Origin of the sequence: Acinetobacter sp. HY1485 (genome assembly GCF_027568475.1) — a bacterium.
Taxonomy (GTDB): Bacteria; Pseudomonadota; Gammaproteobacteria; order Pseudomonadales; family Moraxellaceae; genus Acinetobacter.
The window spans coordinates 168,368-184,302 of the sequence record NZ_JANKZG010000005.1; the positions used below are offsets into that span (position 1 = coordinate 168,368).

13 protein-coding genes and 1 pseudogene are annotated in these 15,935 nt (G+C 37.4%); 7 read left to right on the forward strand and 7 right to left on the reverse strand.

Annotated features, from left to right (window positions below; genetic code table 11):
• Positions 1-164 precede the first annotated feature (164 nt).
• Positions 165-377 (reverse strand): cold-shock protein, encoded by a 213-nt coding sequence (locus PCI70_RS07595; RefSeq protein ID WP_269914723.1) that lies wholly within the window; start codon positions 375-377, stop codon positions 165-167.
• Between the two features lie 318 nt (positions 378-695).
• On the opposite strand from PCI70_RS07595, the gene PCI70_RS07600 reads away from it, so the two are divergent.
• From PCI70_RS07600 to PCI70_RS07610, 3 genes are all read left to right on the forward strand, one after another.
• On the forward strand, positions 696-932 hold the full coding sequence (locus PCI70_RS07600) for a sulfurtransferase TusA family protein (protein WP_269914724.1): 237 nt from the start codon (positions 696-698) through the stop codon (positions 930-932).
• Between the two features lie 97 nt (positions 933-1,029).
• Entirely contained in the window at positions 1,030-1,899 is an 870-nt protein-coding gene (gene rpoH, locus PCI70_RS07605) for an RNA polymerase sigma factor RpoH (RefSeq protein ID WP_269914725.1), read from the forward strand.
• Complete coding sequence (locus PCI70_RS07610) at positions 1,899-2,255, forward strand: DUF423 domain-containing protein (RefSeq protein ID WP_269914726.1); 357 nt, start codon at positions 1,899-1,901, stop codon at positions 2,253-2,255. Before rpoH ends, PCI70_RS07610 begins: the two co-directional genes overlap by 1 nt.
• 579 nt (positions 2,256-2,834) lie before the next feature.
• On the opposite strand, the gene PCI70_RS07615 is transcribed toward PCI70_RS07610, so the two are convergent.
• From PCI70_RS07615 to PCI70_RS07630, 4 genes are all read right to left on the reverse strand, one after another.
• The gene (locus PCI70_RS07615; RefSeq protein WP_269914727.1) at positions 2,835-5,474 is read right to left on the reverse strand and encodes a bifunctional aconitate hydratase 2/2-methylisocitrate dehydratase; all 2,640 of its coding nucleotides are present in this window, start codon (positions 5,472-5,474) and stop codon (positions 2,835-2,837) included.
• Between the two features lie 127 nt (positions 5,475-5,601).
• On the reverse strand, positions 5,602-5,928 hold the full coding sequence (locus PCI70_RS07620) for a hypothetical protein (RefSeq protein ID WP_269914728.1): 327 nt from the start codon (positions 5,926-5,928) through the stop codon (positions 5,602-5,604).
• A 117-nt stretch (positions 5,929-6,045) separates the two neighbouring features.
• Positions 6,046-6,255: a cold-shock protein gene (locus PCI70_RS07625; protein WP_269914729.1), complete on the reverse strand. Its 210-nt coding sequence runs from the start codon at positions 6,253-6,255 to the stop codon at positions 6,046-6,048.
• Between the two features lie 195 nt (positions 6,256-6,450).
• Positions 6,451-6,663 carry a hypothetical protein gene (locus PCI70_RS07630; protein ID WP_269914730.1) on the reverse strand — a complete coding sequence of 71 codons (213 nt, stop codon included), beginning with the start codon at positions 6,661-6,663 and terminating at the stop codon, positions 6,451-6,453.
• A gap of 98 nt (positions 6,664-6,761) precedes the next feature.
• Between PCI70_RS07630 and PCI70_RS12125 the strand changes: the two genes are divergently transcribed.
• From PCI70_RS12125 to PCI70_RS12135, 3 genes are read left to right on the forward strand one after another with little or no spacing between them, the layout of a single operon-like run.
• Positions 6,762-6,872, forward strand: a complete 111-nt coding sequence (locus tag PCI70_RS12125) for an RNA 2'-phosphotransferase (RefSeq protein ID WP_333473560.1) — start codon at positions 6,762-6,764, stop codon at positions 6,870-6,872.
• Positions 6,838-7,113 (forward strand): RNA 2'-phosphotransferase, encoded by a 276-nt coding sequence (locus PCI70_RS12130; RefSeq protein ID WP_333473561.1) that lies wholly within the window; start codon positions 6,838-6,840, stop codon positions 7,111-7,113. Before PCI70_RS12125 ends, PCI70_RS12130 begins: the two co-directional genes overlap by 35 nt.
• Positions 7,103-7,267, forward strand: coding sequence for an RNA 2'-phosphotransferase (locus tag PCI70_RS12135; protein ID WP_333473562.1), 165 nt, complete (start codon positions 7,103-7,105; stop codon positions 7,265-7,267). The genes PCI70_RS12130 and PCI70_RS12135 overlap by 11 nt, the downstream gene beginning before the upstream one ends.
• A 214-nt stretch (positions 7,268-7,481) precedes the next feature.
• Here PCI70_RS12135 and PCI70_RS07640 read toward each other — a convergent pair whose 3' ends face one another.
• Positions 7,482-11,921: a translocation/assembly module TamB domain-containing protein gene (locus tag PCI70_RS07640; protein WP_269914731.1), complete on the reverse strand. Its 4,440-nt coding sequence runs from the start codon at positions 11,919-11,921 to the stop codon at positions 7,482-7,484.
• A gap of 14 nt (positions 11,922-11,935) precedes the next feature.
• Positions 11,936-14,401, reverse strand: a pseudogene (locus PCI70_RS07645) (autotransporter assembly complex protein TamA); the annotation flags it as partial.
• A 217-nt stretch (positions 14,402-14,618) separates the two neighbouring features.
• Here PCI70_RS07645 and PCI70_RS07650 point away from each other — a divergent pair.
• Positions 14,619-15,932 (forward strand): MFS transporter, encoded by a 1,314-nt coding sequence (locus PCI70_RS07650; protein ID WP_269914733.1) that lies wholly within the window; start codon positions 14,619-14,621, stop codon positions 15,930-15,932.
• Positions 15,933-15,935 lie beyond the last annotated feature (3 nt).

Below are 15,935 nucleotides of genomic sequence, written 5' to 3' on the forward strand. Positions count from 1 at the left end.
GATTTGATGATTTGATGATTTGATGATTTGATGATTTGATGATTTGATGATTTGATGATTTGATGATTTGATGATTTGATCAAAATACCAAACTTTCATAATAATGCAAATTTCTGAATAAAAAAGCCAATACAAGTGTACTGGCTTTTTTTAAAACTTGTTTATTAGTCTAAAGGCTGTACTTCTTCAGCCTGAAAACCTTTTTGACCTTGTACAACGGTAAATTCAACACGCTGACCATCACGTAAAGAACGGTGACCATCGCCTTGAATTGCACGGAAATGAACAAATACGTCATCACCGCTATTACGTTGAATAAAACCAAAACCTTTTGTGTCGTTAAACCATTTAACGATACCTTGTTCGCGAACTGTCATTTAAGTTAATCCTCAGTTACTAATAAAAGGACCACCCGGTGTTGCAAACAGCAGAGCAAACAAGGATTAAAATTATTTTTTTTCATTTTAAAACTTGTGATCATTCTGTGAAACTATTAACAAAATCCCGGTTACATCCAAATTATAAGTGAGCGTTAGTTGCTCAATTACAATATGAGATTAACACGCATTTTAACTAAATCATAGCCTCTTTTTGACAAAGATTATTTCTGCAAAAAACACCCTATAGATACTTTTTTCGCTTTAATCATTTTGCTATAATAAGCAGATACTTAGGAAATTTTTATATTGTGCTGTATGTGTCATACCCACAGAGATATTTTTCATATAAATGCAATGGGAAAACCCTGCCCAACGCCATTGCTTATGCTTAAACGTGTAATAAAAACACACCCTCAAATTCAACATATTTGTCTTGCTTCGTCAGACCCACATAGCGAAATAGACATCATGCGTTATTGTCAGATTCAACAGCTTAAATGTACGTTCAATCAACACTCTGATACACACTTTGAATTTATGATCGAACGTTAATTTACATTTTACTACCCTTTTTACCTTAATTCTGTCATCAATTAGAATTAAGATTGTACCCATATTGGTTCATACCACATCCTCATAAGGAGCGTTCATGGCTGACAGCAGCAATCAGTTGATGCCTCTGTCTTTGTCTGCACCCGGTGTTAATTTAGGTGCATACATTAGTACGGTTAATCAAATTCCAATTCTTACTGCCGAACAAGAAAAAAACCTCGCAGAGCGTTATTATTATAATGAAGATTTAGACGCTGCAAAAATGTTAGTAATGTCGCACTTACGTTTTGTAGTGCATATTGCCCGTACCTACGCAGGTTATGGTTTACCACAAGGCGATTTAATTCAAGAAGGTAACCTAGGCTTAATGAAAGCCGTTAAACGTTTTGACCCAACTATGGGTGTGCGTTTGGTTTCGTTTGCAGTACATTGGATTAAAGCCGAAATTCACGAATATGTAATTCGTAATTGGCGTATCGTAAAAATTGCTACTACTAAAGCACAACGTAAACTCTTTTTTAATTTGCGCAGTTTAAAAAAGTCGAGCAAAAAACTGACTTTAGATGAGGCGCAAGCAATTGCAAACGATTTAAACGTTACCTCTGAACAAGTATTAGAAATGGAAGGGCGTTTAACCGCATATGATGCAGCATTTGAATCGCAAAATGATGATGACGATGACAATAATGCCCCTGTCGCCCCCGCACTTTATTTAGAAGATAACCGTTACGATCCTGCACGTTTAGTAGAAGATGAAGATTGGGAAGAACAAAGCACATCAGCTTTACACAATGCCATGGGTGCGCTTGATGACCGTTCACGCAATATTTTACAACGTCGTTGGTTAGATGACGATAAATCAACGTTACACGAGCTTGCTGCTGAATATAACGTGTCTGCTGAGCGTATCCGTCAACTTGAAAAAAATGCAATGGAAAAAATTAAAGTTGCAATGGCATCTAACTAATGTGGTTGGGTATTGCAACATTTAATCTAGCATGTGTTGTCATGCTAGGTGCATTTGGGGCACACGGTTTACATGGCTCCTTAGAACAAATGGCTTGGTGGCATACGGCAACTGATTACTTCTTCTATCATGCTCTAGGCTTATTTGGTCTTGCTATCTTAGTCAGAATAGATGACTTTCCAATTAAATTACCTTTTATTTTGCTACAAATGGGTATTTTAATTTTTTGTGGTTCTTTGTACCTTATGGCACTTGGCGCACCGCATATTTTAGGTGCTATTACGCCTATTGGTGGTTTACTGTTTATTTTGGGTTGGCTTATAACAGCTTATTACGCTATAAAAAAAGGAGCTTAGCTCCTTTTTTTATAACTCAGATGTAAGTGAATCACTTGAGGATGCGCCTACAATCGCTTGCGGATCACGGTATCTTGCTACAATACACGTTTTGCAGTCGCAACACCAAGTTTACGCGCTTCACGTGCCCGAGCAGCAGACAATAATCATAAACAGTATAAAATTTTTAATAATCTATTACAGGCTTAGACACTGGACTATTATCCGTATGCCCTTTTACAAAAATTCCTAAGTATTTAAAAAAGCTGCTACCTGTAGCTAAGTATTCTTAGATGTAAGTCATTCATATCTCTAGTCCTACTTCTAAACGATTAAAATCTCGGAAAATAGTTCGCGTATGCGTATTCTTCTGCCAAGACAAACACTTTTTTTGATTAGATGTAAGCCAAGCGATAAGCTAATTTTTCATTTTTTTGATCGGTTTCTTTCATCTACCTTTTGTAATTGTATCTTTACCGACACAAATACAGCTCCATTTGCAAACTTGATATTCTTTTTTTCATTATGCAAATGGGATGGACAGGTTATGTCACTTCAAAAAAAAAGCCTCCTAATTGGAGGCTTTTTAATCACAAATAATTATGTAAGCTGTGCTGCTGCAATTTTTTTAGTATCTATACTTGATGCGGCATGCGTATAGTCTGCCATTTGATCAAAATTTAAATACTTATAAACGTCTGCACTCATGCTATCAATTTGCGATGCATATTGTGCATACTCTGCTGGCGTTGGTAATTTACCCAAAACAGATGCAACGGCTGCAAGCTCAGCAGAGGCAAGGTAAACGTTTGCACCTTGACCTAAACGGTTAGGGAAATTACGCGTAGACGTTGAAACTACCGTTGAGTTTGGCGTTACACGCGCTTGGTTACCCATACATAACGAACAACCTGGCATTTCTGTACGAGCCCCTGCACGTCCGTAGGTATTATAAAAACCTTCTTCCATCAGTTGATGCTCATCCATACGGGTTGGCGGTGCAATCCATAAACGTGTTGCCAAAGAACCACTTGGCACTTGATCAAGCAATTTACCTGCCGCACGGAAATGCCCAATATTGGTCATACAAGAACCAATAAACACTTCATCAATTTTATTGCCTTGTACCGCAGAAAGTAAACGCGCATCATCAGGGTCATTTGGACAACATAAAATTGGCTCTTTAATTTCACTAAGATCAATTTCATACACTTTCGTATATTCAGCGTCCGCATCTGCTTGTAACAAACTCGGATTTTCAAGCCATTTTTCCATGTTTTCAACACGACGTGCCATTGTACGTGCATCGCCATAACCTTGCGAAATCATCCACTTTAACATCGTAATGTTTGAACGTAGATACTCAGCAACCTTCTCTTCTGACAGCGTAATTGAACAGCCTGCTGCCGAACGTTCAGCAGATGCATCTGATAATTCAAATGCTTGCTCAACTGTAAGCGCTGTTTCCATTTCACGAAGGTCAATTTCTAAAATACGACCCGAGAAAATATTTTTCTTACCGCGTTTTTCAACTGTTAAATCGCCTTCTTGGATAGCATAGTAAGGAATTGCATGCACAAGATCACGCAATGTGATACCAGGCTGCATTTTACCTTTAAATTTAACCAATACAGATTCAGGCATATCCAATGGCATTACCCCTGTTGCAGCAGCAAAAGCAACTAGGCCAGAACCCGCTGGAAAAGAAATACCGATTGGGAAACGAGTATGCGAATCACCACCTGTCCCTACAGTATCAGGCAATAACATACGGTTTAACCATGAATGGATAATTCCATCACCCGGACGTAAAGAGACACCACCACGATTCATAATAAAGTCAGGCAATGTATGCTGTGTTTGAACATCAATTGGTTTTGGATAAGCTGCCGTATGGCAAAATGACTGCATTACTAAATCGGCAGAAAAACCTAAACATGCAAGGTCTTTCAACTCATCACGTGTCATTGGCCCTGTCGTATCTTGAGAACCTACAGTTGTCATTTTTGGTTCGCAATATGTACCTGGGCGTACACCTTGCCCTTCAGGTAAACCACATGCACGCCCCACCATTTTTTGTGCTTGTGTAAAACCTGTGCCTGTATCTACAGGTTGTTTTGGCAAACGGAACAATGTTGATGGTTCTAAGCCAAGAGTCTCACGCGCTTTAGAAGTTAAACCACGACCAATAATTAAATTAATACGTCCACCTGCACGCACTTCATCTAACAATACAGGTGTTTTAAGTTCAGACGTTGCAATTTCTTGATCGTTTTTGTAAGCAGTAACTGTTGCTTGTTCTTTATTAACTCTAAGAACAACCTCATCACCCATGTTCATATCAGATACATCAATCTCAACAGGGAGTGCACCTGCATCTTCCATGGTATTAAAAAAGATTGGAGCAATTTTACTACCTAAACATACGCCACCATCTTTTTTATTTGGAATGAACGGAATATCTTCACCAAAGAACCACAGCACTGAGTTAGTTGCAGATTTACGAGATGAACCTGTACCTACCACATCACCCACATAAGCAACATGGTTGCCTTTTGCAAGCAAGTCTTTAATTTGCGTCATTGGACCAACTTCACCCGGTTTTTCTGGATGAATACCTTCACGCTCATTTTTTAGCATTGCATTGGCATGAAGTGGAATATCAGGACGACTCCACGCATCTTGTGCAGGTGATAAGTCATCCGTATTGGTTTCGCCTGTTACCTTAAATACAGTAATTTTAATTTCTTCGGGAACATCAGGACGTGATGTAAACCACTCTGCATCTGCCCAAGATTGTAACACTGCTTTTGCGTTTGAATTTCCTGCTTTCGCTTTTTCTGCCACATCATGAAACGCATCAAACACTAACAATGTTTTTTTAAGTGCTTCACTTGCGAGTGTGCCAAGCTGAGCATCATCAAGTAAATCTACCAATGGCGCAACATTGTAACCACCAAGCATTGTGCCTAGTAAAAATACAGCACGTTCTTTACTAATAAGTGACGAAGTTGCCTCACCTTTGGTTAGTGCTGCTAAAAAAGCTGCTTTTACATAGGCTGCTTGGTCAACACCCGCGGGTACACGGTTTTCAATTAAATGAACTAAAAATTCTTCTTCACCTTGTGGTGGATTTTTTAATAATTCAACAAGAGCAGCTGTTTGGGCTTCATCTAATGGTTGTGGTGGGATTCCAAGTGCGGCACGTTCAGCGACGTGTTGGCGGTAAGCTTCTAGCACGATATTTTCCTCTTTTTAATCCTTTATACAGCTTGTTATAAAATTCTACTAAACTTTATGCGTGCGGTTAAGAGAACTTCTGTGATACTCAGTATTTCTTAAATAAATAAAGCGGTCAAATGCCACTTTATTGTTTTAAACAACTTTCGTAACGATTTTTAATAAAATCATTCATTGCTTTTTCTTTATCATTCATTTGTTCATATAGTGGTACTTTATATGCCTCTTCAATCAAAGAGACAACATACTGTTGGGCTTTTGGTTCTTGTAATTTTTTAGCGTGCTCAAGGGCTTTTTCTTTTTCAATCCCTTGTTGGCGATCTGTCATAATATTAAAAGATGCACTTGGAATACTTTTACAAAAACTTTGCCATGCTTCTTGTGGTGTCACAGGCTTTTGCTCACCACATCCAACCAACACCAGACCACTCAATAAAAGTACGATAAGTTTCATGTATTACTCCAAAATATCATTCATTTTAACGAGATCATCTTCAGGTGGGTAGTCATTTGGCATAAAAAAATCGCTCACGATTAAGTGAACGATTTTTTTATCAGCTTCAAGCTTAAATTAAAGAGGACGAATCTCTTCAGCTTGTAAACCTTTTTGACCTTGAGTCATGATGAACTGTACACGTTGACCTTCAGCTAAAGTTTTGAAACCGTCGCTTTTGATTTGTTTAAAGTGTGCAAATACGTCTTGACCGTTTTCTGCTTGAATGAAACCAAAACCTTTTGTATCGTTAAACCATTTAACAACACCAGTAGTAACGTTAGACATGAATATAATCCTATCATTTCTAAATTTATCAAAATCGACTGGAAAAAAGGAGATGAAACTTAAAATCTGGCACTTCGAAGCATTATTATAATAAAACAACGGAATAAAAGACTTACTGCTACACAACTGTTTTTCTAGTTAAGATGCACTATACAGGAGTTTCATAACTAAACAATCTTTATTTTCAAAAAATAGTTAAAAATAGACCAACTCTTTTAATTTAAACCATTTATTTTTGATCCAAAGTACTTTATTGATGGATATTTCATCAAGTGCCTTCCAATACTCAAATGGAAAAAATTCGCCTGTATCACTAAATAGCCAAAAAAACTGATGTGGATGTTCGTAAACTTTTTTAATTGTAAGATCACGACCAAACTGATCAACTAAAGTGAGTTGTGCAACCATCACTTAGAATCTCCTACATTAAAGTTGAATATATAACATAGGGAGGTTCAGTAGTAACTTCAACTTGTCGTTACATAAAGATGATATACTTTACTAGTATGAACGAAAGAATTATCAGTAAACACTTAAGCTACATCTTAAGACATCATCGGCAAAGTATACAGTTGAAATTAGATGCTCAAGGTTGGGCAGATAAACTCCTCATCTGATATCAAGCTAAACCGTAAAAAGCTTGAATACATTATTCGTACAAACGATAAAAAACGTTTTCAAATTTCAGAAGATGGGCTAAAAATCAAAGCAGTTCAAAGACATTCTACGCCTCAAGTCGATATTTCATTTAAAGCAACAATACAACCTGACGTTCTTTATCACGGAACAGCAGAACGATTTTTAGGTTCTATTTTAGATCGAGGGTTATTAAGGCAGAATAGGCAATATGTACACTGAACAGTATGACACAGCGTATACCGTTGGTAAACGTTATGGTAAACCACATATTTTTAAAGTAGATGCCAAGCTTATGCACCAAGAGGGTTTTAAATTTTTACAAGCCGAAAATGGTGTGTGGCTGATTAAGCATGTACCACCAATTTTTTTATAGATTACGTTTTACTATCCTCCTCTCACGCTTAAGCTTTTAATTTAAAATTAAGGCTTTAAAGCATTTAATTTTTAGATTTTCTTTCTAGTTAAATTAGGTCAAGAAAATTTCAATCTTTTATAAAAAAAACCGTGTATCAAGGCTTTGTCTATGACCTGTGGTTAGATAAGACATTTTGACCGAAATATGAGTCAAAATGTCTCATGACAATCGGCTAAAATCGCCAGTTGTAAAACACATCTACAGCACGCTCGACGGATTGGCTTGCCTCTAAATACAAACGTTTATTCATTTGATAACGTAACGTCAGTTTATTTACAGGCGTAAATACACCTACCCCATAACGTAAATATAGATCAGGCGTAATATAACCTGTCACACTCACTTGCGTGTCATCGCCTGTTCCTTGTGCATCTAAAGCCAAACCATTTAAGCCAAATGTACGACCTAGCTGATTAGTAAAGGCACGCGTACCACCCAAGCCTAAACTTAAGCCTGCAGCAGCAAGTGTATTATTCACATCCGACTTAAAGCCTTCTGTTTGGCTCAAACTACTACTGCCTTCATTAATACGACCTGTTAACAGGGCATTTAGGGCTTCTTGTTCAGATAATCCACCATCATTATAAATTTGAATTTGTGGAGATGATGCTGTACCAACGACACGCACGCCAACCAAGGTACTTGAAATCTTTTTATTGGTGTCAATATCAAGCGTTGGATTTGCCAATGCTCCATCGAAACGTGCAATTGCACGATTAAGATCTAAACTTTGTCCATATGCCTCAATTTTAACTTTTTGACTTACTCCAATTGCACCATTTGCACTCATTGCAGTTTCCAAACCACGTTGAGATAGATACAAACGTCCTGTTAAAGGAATACGACTATTAAAGCCTTGGAATAAAACCTTTTTACCTAATTGTAAGTCAATATCTGCATTAATATTCCAAGGTTTTGCCGCTCTTAGAATCGCAAGCGGATCATCCCCTGTATGCACTATACGCACATCAGGCGATAACGCCACCACATTCGGGCTTGTTTCAGGCATATTAATAATGGCACGAGGAATTTCGATATTTCCTTTTACACTTACACGGCGTTGCATTGGTAATACATCCACATTCATTTGTGTATTCACCACAGCAGTCACCAACGGCGCCTGTCTAATGAGTAGCTCATCACCTTGTAGTTTTAACTGAATACGTGGCTCACCACCCCATGATGCCGTACCATCAATTTTACCCTTACCTTGTCCACTGTTAAAAATACCCATCAGTGTCGCTTGGTCTTGGCGAATTGCGGTATACATCTGAATGTTAGTTAAATTAACAGGCAACGAAATCATACTGATTGCGCCATCTTTTAAGCGCAAATCACCCGTCATCAGCGGTTTACTTACTGTCCCGTTAATTTTCCCTGCAAAATCTAACGTACCACTAATGTTACGCACACCTTGAATAAACGGCTTTAAAAACTGTAAATTCACTTGTGAAAATGCTACATCGCCTTTCATTGGTAATGCGTCATTGTATGGATTAATTGTCACATTGGCATAACCTGTACCAATACTTGCTGTTTTAAGATCAGTACGGATTTGCAAACCATCTGCCACACTTTTTGCCATCAAACTAATTTGTTCATAGCTTGTGGTCGTAGATGGATCATCGGGATCATCTGATGCAATGCCGATTTTACCATTTTGTGTAATCAGCTTTGCATCAATATTCGGTTTTTGCCCTTGCGCCCACGATGCTTTTGCATAGCCATTTAACTGACCTGTAATTGCAAAACCTTCAGGTATAAAGGCCGCAAAATCATTTAAGTTAAGATTATTTGCTAAAAATGAGACATCGCCCTTTGTTGGACTCACTTGAATTGGCTTATCAAAACATAAACGACTTTGATTACTTGCCCAACAGTGTTCGCCCACATAGAGCGACTTATCTTTTGTACGATAAATCACATTGGCATTTTGTTGTTGATTCAGTACTGCACGTACAGAGTCAAACGTTCCTTTTTGGATTTGTCCAACCCAATCATTTTGTGGGTTAAAACCACCTGCCAATTGCACATAAAATTTAGATGAGTTATTCCACCCCTGCAATGCGACTAAGTGCGCATTACGTGTACCCGATACACGTACAGCACCATACTGTATTTGACGGTTACCACTACGCAGATTATTGATCTCTGCTTTTAACATGGTTGGTGTTGTTTCAGAGGTTGGCAATTCACCCTGAATACGCATTTTTTCAATACTTACCGTATTATTATAACCAAAGCCATCTACTGCTAAATTGGCAGTGGCTTTAATTTTTGGTTGTGTTTGTAAGTTTACATAACCATATACACGCCCACGTAAGCCTGCATATAAATTATATAACGAGGGTGCATTTACCTTAACATTCAGATTTTGTGCATTACCTGTGGCTTGAATTTGATTACCTGCATACGCCAAAAACAAATTATTGGCATCAAATTGTTGTGGCACAAAAGTATTGCCTTGTGCTTTTAAACTTAACGCTAAATTACCTGTACCACGTAATGTATGATTATTAATCACACCTGCAAGATTTAAGTTATTAATATTTATTTTTTTAGCATGATCTGCCCAAAGCCCTGTCGACTTAACAACACCCGACACTTCACCTTTTACACTTGACGTAAAGTATTGCGGTTTAAAACGCACAAGTGACGCATTTACATTCCAATCAATTCCATTTTTTAAGTTAATTACACCATCAGCAAGAATTTTACCTGCAACCCCTTCGTGTCTAAATTCAGAAATTTTGACACTATCAGGTGTACCTGCCACTTTAATTTTAAGTAGCCCGTTACCGTTTTTAAATTGGCTTGACGTTAATCCGCCGTCATACACCACGCCGTAACCTTTTAAGCCACCTTCTTTTTTAAGTAAAATTGAGGCAGTCGAGTCACCTGTTAAATGCACTGTTTCATTTTGTTGAGCAAGGCGTCCTGTTAAATCAATGCCTTTTAGCGCAATAATTTGTTTATCAGGTTCTGCATAGCCATTGGCTTTAACATGACCATTAATTAAATCAACAGGTGCGGCAGTGGCAAGGGTTTGTGGGTTAAAGTTTTTCGCTGTTAAATCGGCATCCCATTTCAGTTGGCGCTTTTGGGTTGGCAAATACACCATTGCATGCCCATTTAAACCACCTTGTGGGGTAATATATTTAAAATCGGGAATGTTTAAATCGTTATCTTTAATATTAAGCTGAGCAATATACTGCCCTGTTGGCAATGTCCCTTGTTCGTGCTGTTGAATTTGGGTATTTACTTTAATATCTTGCTGATTATCTTTTAGTGTAATATCTGCTTGACCTGTTGGACTATTTAACCAACCAATATATGGCATTGCACGGTTCATATTTTGCCATGCAACATTCATCACTAACGGTTTATTCGTTTGATTTAACTTAAACTTCCAACTTTCGTACTTATCAAAATCTAAAGATGCCTCTAAATGTGTGCCTTTATCTAAATTGCCTGTTACGCCAAATTTACCTGTTAAATCTTTGGGTAGAAATTCACGTACCATTTCAGGTGTTTGGTCTGCTTTTAGATGGTTAAGTCGCCCTTGTGCTTCCCAACGCAAGGCTTTTTCCCAATTTAAGATACCTTGTAAATTAAGATCACCATCTAATAAATGCCCTGTAAACTGTTTAATCTGTAATTCATGTGCATAGTCTACATACAGTTCAGACTGATAGTTTCCATATGGAACATCTTTACCTTTAAGGTCTGTTCTTAAATTCACATGCATATCTGAGGCAGAGCCATTTAAATATGCTGTGCCTTGTTGTACAAAAAGCTCTTGCTCTTGTGCAAATGGTAAATGATAGTTTTTAAAATTCACCTGACCACGCATCGGTACATTATCGCGTACGGGGTGCATAATCACACGCCCTGTAACTAAGTCAGGCGTATGTGTAGCAAAACCACCTGTAAGGGTATCTAAACTACCAGTTGCAACTAAAGTAATATCTTGAACATTAATACTGTGTAATGCAGGAATATTTACTTTTGCTGTTGCATTAAGTGGATATTTGTTTTGTGAAAAATCAATCTGACCTTTAGCTTGTTTAACAAGCACATAATCCATAATATTTAAACGAGCATCTTTAAATGACAACTTCGTCCCTTGCCACAGTGCATCTTTTAAATAAATTTGATTAAAATCAACTGATGATGTCTGTGTTTTTAAAATAAGTTTATCTAAATTTGCCTCATCAATTCGCAATGTCACAGGCATTTTAATATCGCTAAACTCAAACGGCGTATTGCTTGATGGTTTTTTATTTATAATTTCAAGTTGTTGAATATCTGCACGATGTAAATGAACTTCTTTATTTAAAATAGCACGCCAGCCAAGAACCACATCAGCATGCTTTAATTTCACTTCAAGATCATCTAAATTAATATCAATGTCGCTTAAAATAATTCCACGCAACAAACTACCACCTTCATAATGGTAACGAATCATTTTTTGACTTTCTAACACACGACCAAGTAAGAACTTACTGCCTTTGTCGGTTGAGAACATGGCAACCAATGCCCCAACAAATACAATTAAAATCAATAAGCTCCAAACAATGAGACGTTTCCATAATTTTTTTTGTGTAGCCATTGTGTGCCCCAAAATTAAAGCTGTGAGCCAATAAAGAAATGTAACCGGATTGGATGCCCCTCGTCAGAAATACCTGATGCTACATCTAAACGAATAGGACCAATAGGAGATTGCCAACGCACACCTAAACCAACACTATATGCTGTGGGTGTTTTAAAATTTTCATCGTAGGCGTTACCCACATCGGTAAAAATTGCACCACGCCAACCTGGATGAAATTGATAATTATATTCTAACGATCCAACGGCAAGGGCTTGACCGCCAATTTTATAACCGTTTTCACGCGGCCCAAGTGCTTTATAGTCAAACCCACGAATACTCTGATCGCCACCGGCAAAGAAACGTAAGTTATACGGCACATTATTAAAATCATCAGTAAAAATATAACCAAATTGTGCACTACCTACAAATTGATGATTATAGTTTTCACCAATTGAGTAAATAAAACCATAGTTAATATTGGCAATCGCCATATTGGCATCAGATAGTGCAGATTTAGAGCCAAGTTGTAATTTATATTCTTGTTTAAAACCTTTTACAGGGTTAACAGGGTCATTACCGTCTTTACGTGAAAGTTGATATCCAACTAAAAGGGAGGTTTGTTGCGGATTAGAGCCTGGGCGTAAAAAAGCATCGGGTACATTAACGTTACTTACATCACCTGTTTGGTCAATTTTATCTAGGCGATAACGTACCCCATAGGTATGTTGCCAATTACCTAATGGGTTACGAATAATATGATCTGCACCTAAAATTGCAGATTGTGTGGTGAGGTTTGTCCCCGGTCCAACACCATCTGTTTTTTCACGTTCATAACCTGAAATTAAATTAAAATAATTGGTCAATGGGTTTTTATATGGAATACTATAATGCGCATCAATCGCTTGGCGAATTTGTGAGACTTCCATATTGGCATCAAATGAATGCCCTAAGCTATTCACAATGGCACGGCGATATTGTGTACGCAAACGTACGCCTGTATCAGTACCGTAACCAATACCCACTTCAGAGCTATTTAGCTTGTCTGCATTGAGCGTTACAATTACAGGAATCTTTTTCTCTGCACGTGCTTGCGCTTTTAAACGTGCATGTTCGTTGTCTTGATCATCTGTTGTATCTGCATCTATACGTTTGTCTTGCGATCCTGCAAATTGATCTTCATCCACCACATTTTGGGTTACTTCTTCACTTGATTGTGCTGTTTTTTTCTTATCACCCACATTGGTTAATGCTTCTGCTTCAGTTAGTTTTTGCTGATCGACCAAAGTTTGAATATCAGGTGGTAATTCTAATTTTGCAGAAATTGGGTTTGGTTTAACTGTATCTACTAAGCTCCAATTAAAATAACGACTATTGGTTAAATTATTTGCCAATGTATTCACACGCCAAAATGTATAGTCATCACCATCTTTCCACGGCACCATACTTTCTAATACCTTTTGACGTAAAGGTAATGGCTTACTGGCATCACTCATTTTAAATTGTACGGCTGCCAATTTATAACGCTCGCCTGTTTCGTAGCGTAAATTAATATTTGCCTCATCTTCGGGCAACTGTACTTTTACATCATGCAAACGCCAATACGCATCAAAATATCCATTATCACTTGCGGCATCACTAATACGTGTTTTTGTTTTTTCATATAAGCCATGGTTTAAGATTGCACCCACATCTAATTCAGGTACTAAACGAATCACCTGAAATTGTGGAGAGCGTGCGCCTGCACCAAAAAACTCAATATTTTGTTCATTGACCTTCACAGGCGTATTGGCAGTAACTTGTATATGTAAACGTTTAGCATCTAATTTTTTAAATTTAAACGTTGCATCGTAATAACCCACTGCCTGCGCTGCTTGCGTTGTTAACGTTTTAATTTGAGGCAAAGAAGCACTGTAATCTTGAAACTCTTCTTGAGTGAATGTTGCAAGGGCATTTTTTATATTAGTCTGAAGTTCAGCAGGTGCGCCCTCAACTTGTGTTGTAATTTTGGGCATTACAATTGCTGTTAAATCTTTTTTAGGTTTAAAACGATATACTAAACGCTTAAAAAAGCCTTTTGGTTCTTCCTGATCAGATGTTAAATCAAACGTAGAATCTTTAAAAATGGCATTATTATTTTGGCTATTATCTTGCTGTGCTTGGTTTAAATCCGATGCATGCGCTTGCTGAATAGAATTCACCAATTGATCAACATTAATATCAGGCTCTGGTTGCTCTACGGCTTCAATGGTTTTTTCAGGTAACTGTGCATCTATAGGTTGTTGGCGTTTTTGCTGTGCTTGTTGCTTAGCTTGTTCTGCTTCTTGATTAATTTCATTTGCCAATGCCTGATCAATCACAGGCGTGGTACTTTCTTCTAATTCTTTTAAATCTATGGGTTGAAATGCCGTAATCTTGGTATTTTGTTGCTGTTCATTTAGCATCTGCAAACTATCAGGTTCAACCTGAGCCATTGCATAAGGCGTAAATAAACTCACGACCATACCCGTATAGATGACATGAGATTGTACAAACGTTGATTTTTTAAAATGTTTTTTCAGCAACATAGAACACAATAACCAGTTTTTTTATTTTGAAAATAACGTCATAATCAAGATAACGTTATGATGAAGATACGCCCGCGCCTATCATACATCATTTTAATAATGAGATACTTGATCTCGTACAATTATGCAGTATTTTTGAGCGGACAATACGATGGAAAAAAAACAAAATTTACTTTTCTCACGTCGCTTTCTGCCCATGTTCTTAACGCAATTTTTTGGTGCGTTAAACGATAATGTCTATAAACAATCTTTACTGTTAGTCATTACCTATGGGCTGATTCAGCAAAGCACCAATGTCAGTATGCTCAACAACGTTGCGGCACTGCTTTTTATTTTGCCTTATTTTATTTTATCTGCAACAGCAGGACAAATTGCAGATAAATTTGAACGCGCAAAGCTCGTTCAGGGCATTAAGATTCTTGAAATCATCATTATGCTTATTGGTAGTGCAGGTTTTTTACTTGGACAAATTAGCCTTTTATTATTTGCTTTATTTTTGATGGGCGTTCATTCAACATTTTTTGGTCCTATCAAATATGCCATTTTACCCGAAATTCTTAAACCTGATGAGCTCATGTCAGGCAATGCACTATTTCAAACAGGTACATCGCTTGCCATTTTAATTGGTATGATTTTAGGTGGGACTATTCTTTCTATTTCAGGTCATAATCTTTCTTGGATTTGTGCCACTGTTTTAATCATTGCGGTTTTAGGCTTTATCTCTAGCCGTTTTATTCTCAAACAAAACGTCAGTGAACCTAACTTAAAAATTGATTGGAACTTTTTTCGTACCAGTTGGCAGACTATTCAATATACCAAAAATATTCCGATTATTTTTCTCATTTTAATGGGGAACTCTTGGTATTGGTTTTACGGAGCATCTTACCTGACCCAAATTCCAGAACTTACCCATCATTACTTACACGCTGCAGAAAACGTAGTGAGTCTTTTACTGACGCTGTTTTCAGTTGGGATTGGTGTGGGTTCTATGCTATGTAAAAAAATTGGTGGCTCAGACGTTAATATAAAAATGGTACCTATTGGTGCATTTGGTTTAACTATATTTGCTTTTTATTTATCTTGGGCAATGGCATGTGTGCCTTTACACGAAGCCACATTACAACTTAGTGATATGTTTAATCATGGTGCCGTTTATTACCATGTTATGTTTGCTATTTTATTGTTAGGTATGAGTGGTGGTTTTTATATCGTACCGCTTTATGCACTGATGCAAGCTTATTCGCCACGCTCGCACCGTGCTCGAATAGTCGCAGCTAATAACATTTTTAATGCTATTTTCATGGTGGCATCAGCCATATTTTCTATTTTAATCTTGAGTGTTTTGCACTTAGATATGAAGTTTTTATTTTGCATGACCGCCATTTTTAGTGCTATTTTTTGTTATGTACTGTTACGCAAAATCAACCCATTACTTCAACAAACACCAAATGCTTTAGAGGACTAATTT

What these genes read in the sequence shown, in the direction of transcription:
- PCI70_RS07595 (WP_269914723.1), bottom strand. Translation starts at nt 377, where the DNA reads ATGACAGTTCGCGAACAAGGTATCGTTAAATGGTTTAACGACACAAAA.
- PCI70_RS07600 (WP_269914724.1), top strand. Translation starts at nt 696, where the DNA reads ATGTGTCATACCCACAGAGATATTTTTCATATAAATGCAATGGGAAAA.
- rpoH (WP_269914725.1), top strand. Translation starts at nt 1,030, where the DNA reads ATGGCTGACAGCAGCAATCAGTTGATGCCTCTGTCTTTGTCTGCACCC.
- PCI70_RS07610 (WP_269914726.1), top strand. Translation starts at nt 1,899, where the DNA reads ATGTGGTTGGGTATTGCAACATTTAATCTAGCATGTGTTGTCATGCTA.
- PCI70_RS07620 (WP_269914728.1), bottom strand. Translation starts at nt 5,928, where the DNA reads ATGAAACTTATCGTACTTTTATTGAGTGGTCTGGTGTTGGTTGGATGT.
- PCI70_RS07625 (WP_269914729.1), bottom strand. Translation starts at nt 6,255, where the DNA reads ATGTCTAACGTTACTACTGGTGTTGTTAAATGGTTTAACGATACAAAA.
- PCI70_RS07630 (WP_269914730.1), bottom strand. Translation starts at nt 6,663, where the DNA reads ATGGTTGCACAACTCACTTTAGTTGATCAGTTTGGTCGTGATCTTACA.
- PCI70_RS12125 (WP_333473560.1), top strand. Translation starts at nt 6,762, where the DNA reads ATGAACGAAAGAATTATCAGTAAACACTTAAGCTACATCTTAAGACAT.
- PCI70_RS12130 (WP_333473561.1), top strand. Translation starts at nt 6,838, where the DNA reads ATGCTCAAGGTTGGGCAGATAAACTCCTCATCTGATATCAAGCTAAAC.
- PCI70_RS12135 (WP_333473562.1), top strand. Translation starts at nt 7,103, where the DNA reads ATGTACACTGAACAGTATGACACAGCGTATACCGTTGGTAAACGTTAT.
- PCI70_RS07640 (WP_269914731.1), bottom strand. Translation starts at nt 11,921, where the DNA reads ATGGCTACACAAAAAAAATTATGGAAACGTCTCATTGTTTGGAGCTTA.
- PCI70_RS07650 (WP_269914733.1), top strand. Translation starts at nt 14,619, where the DNA reads ATGGAAAAAAAACAAAATTTACTTTTCTCACGTCGCTTTCTGCCCATG.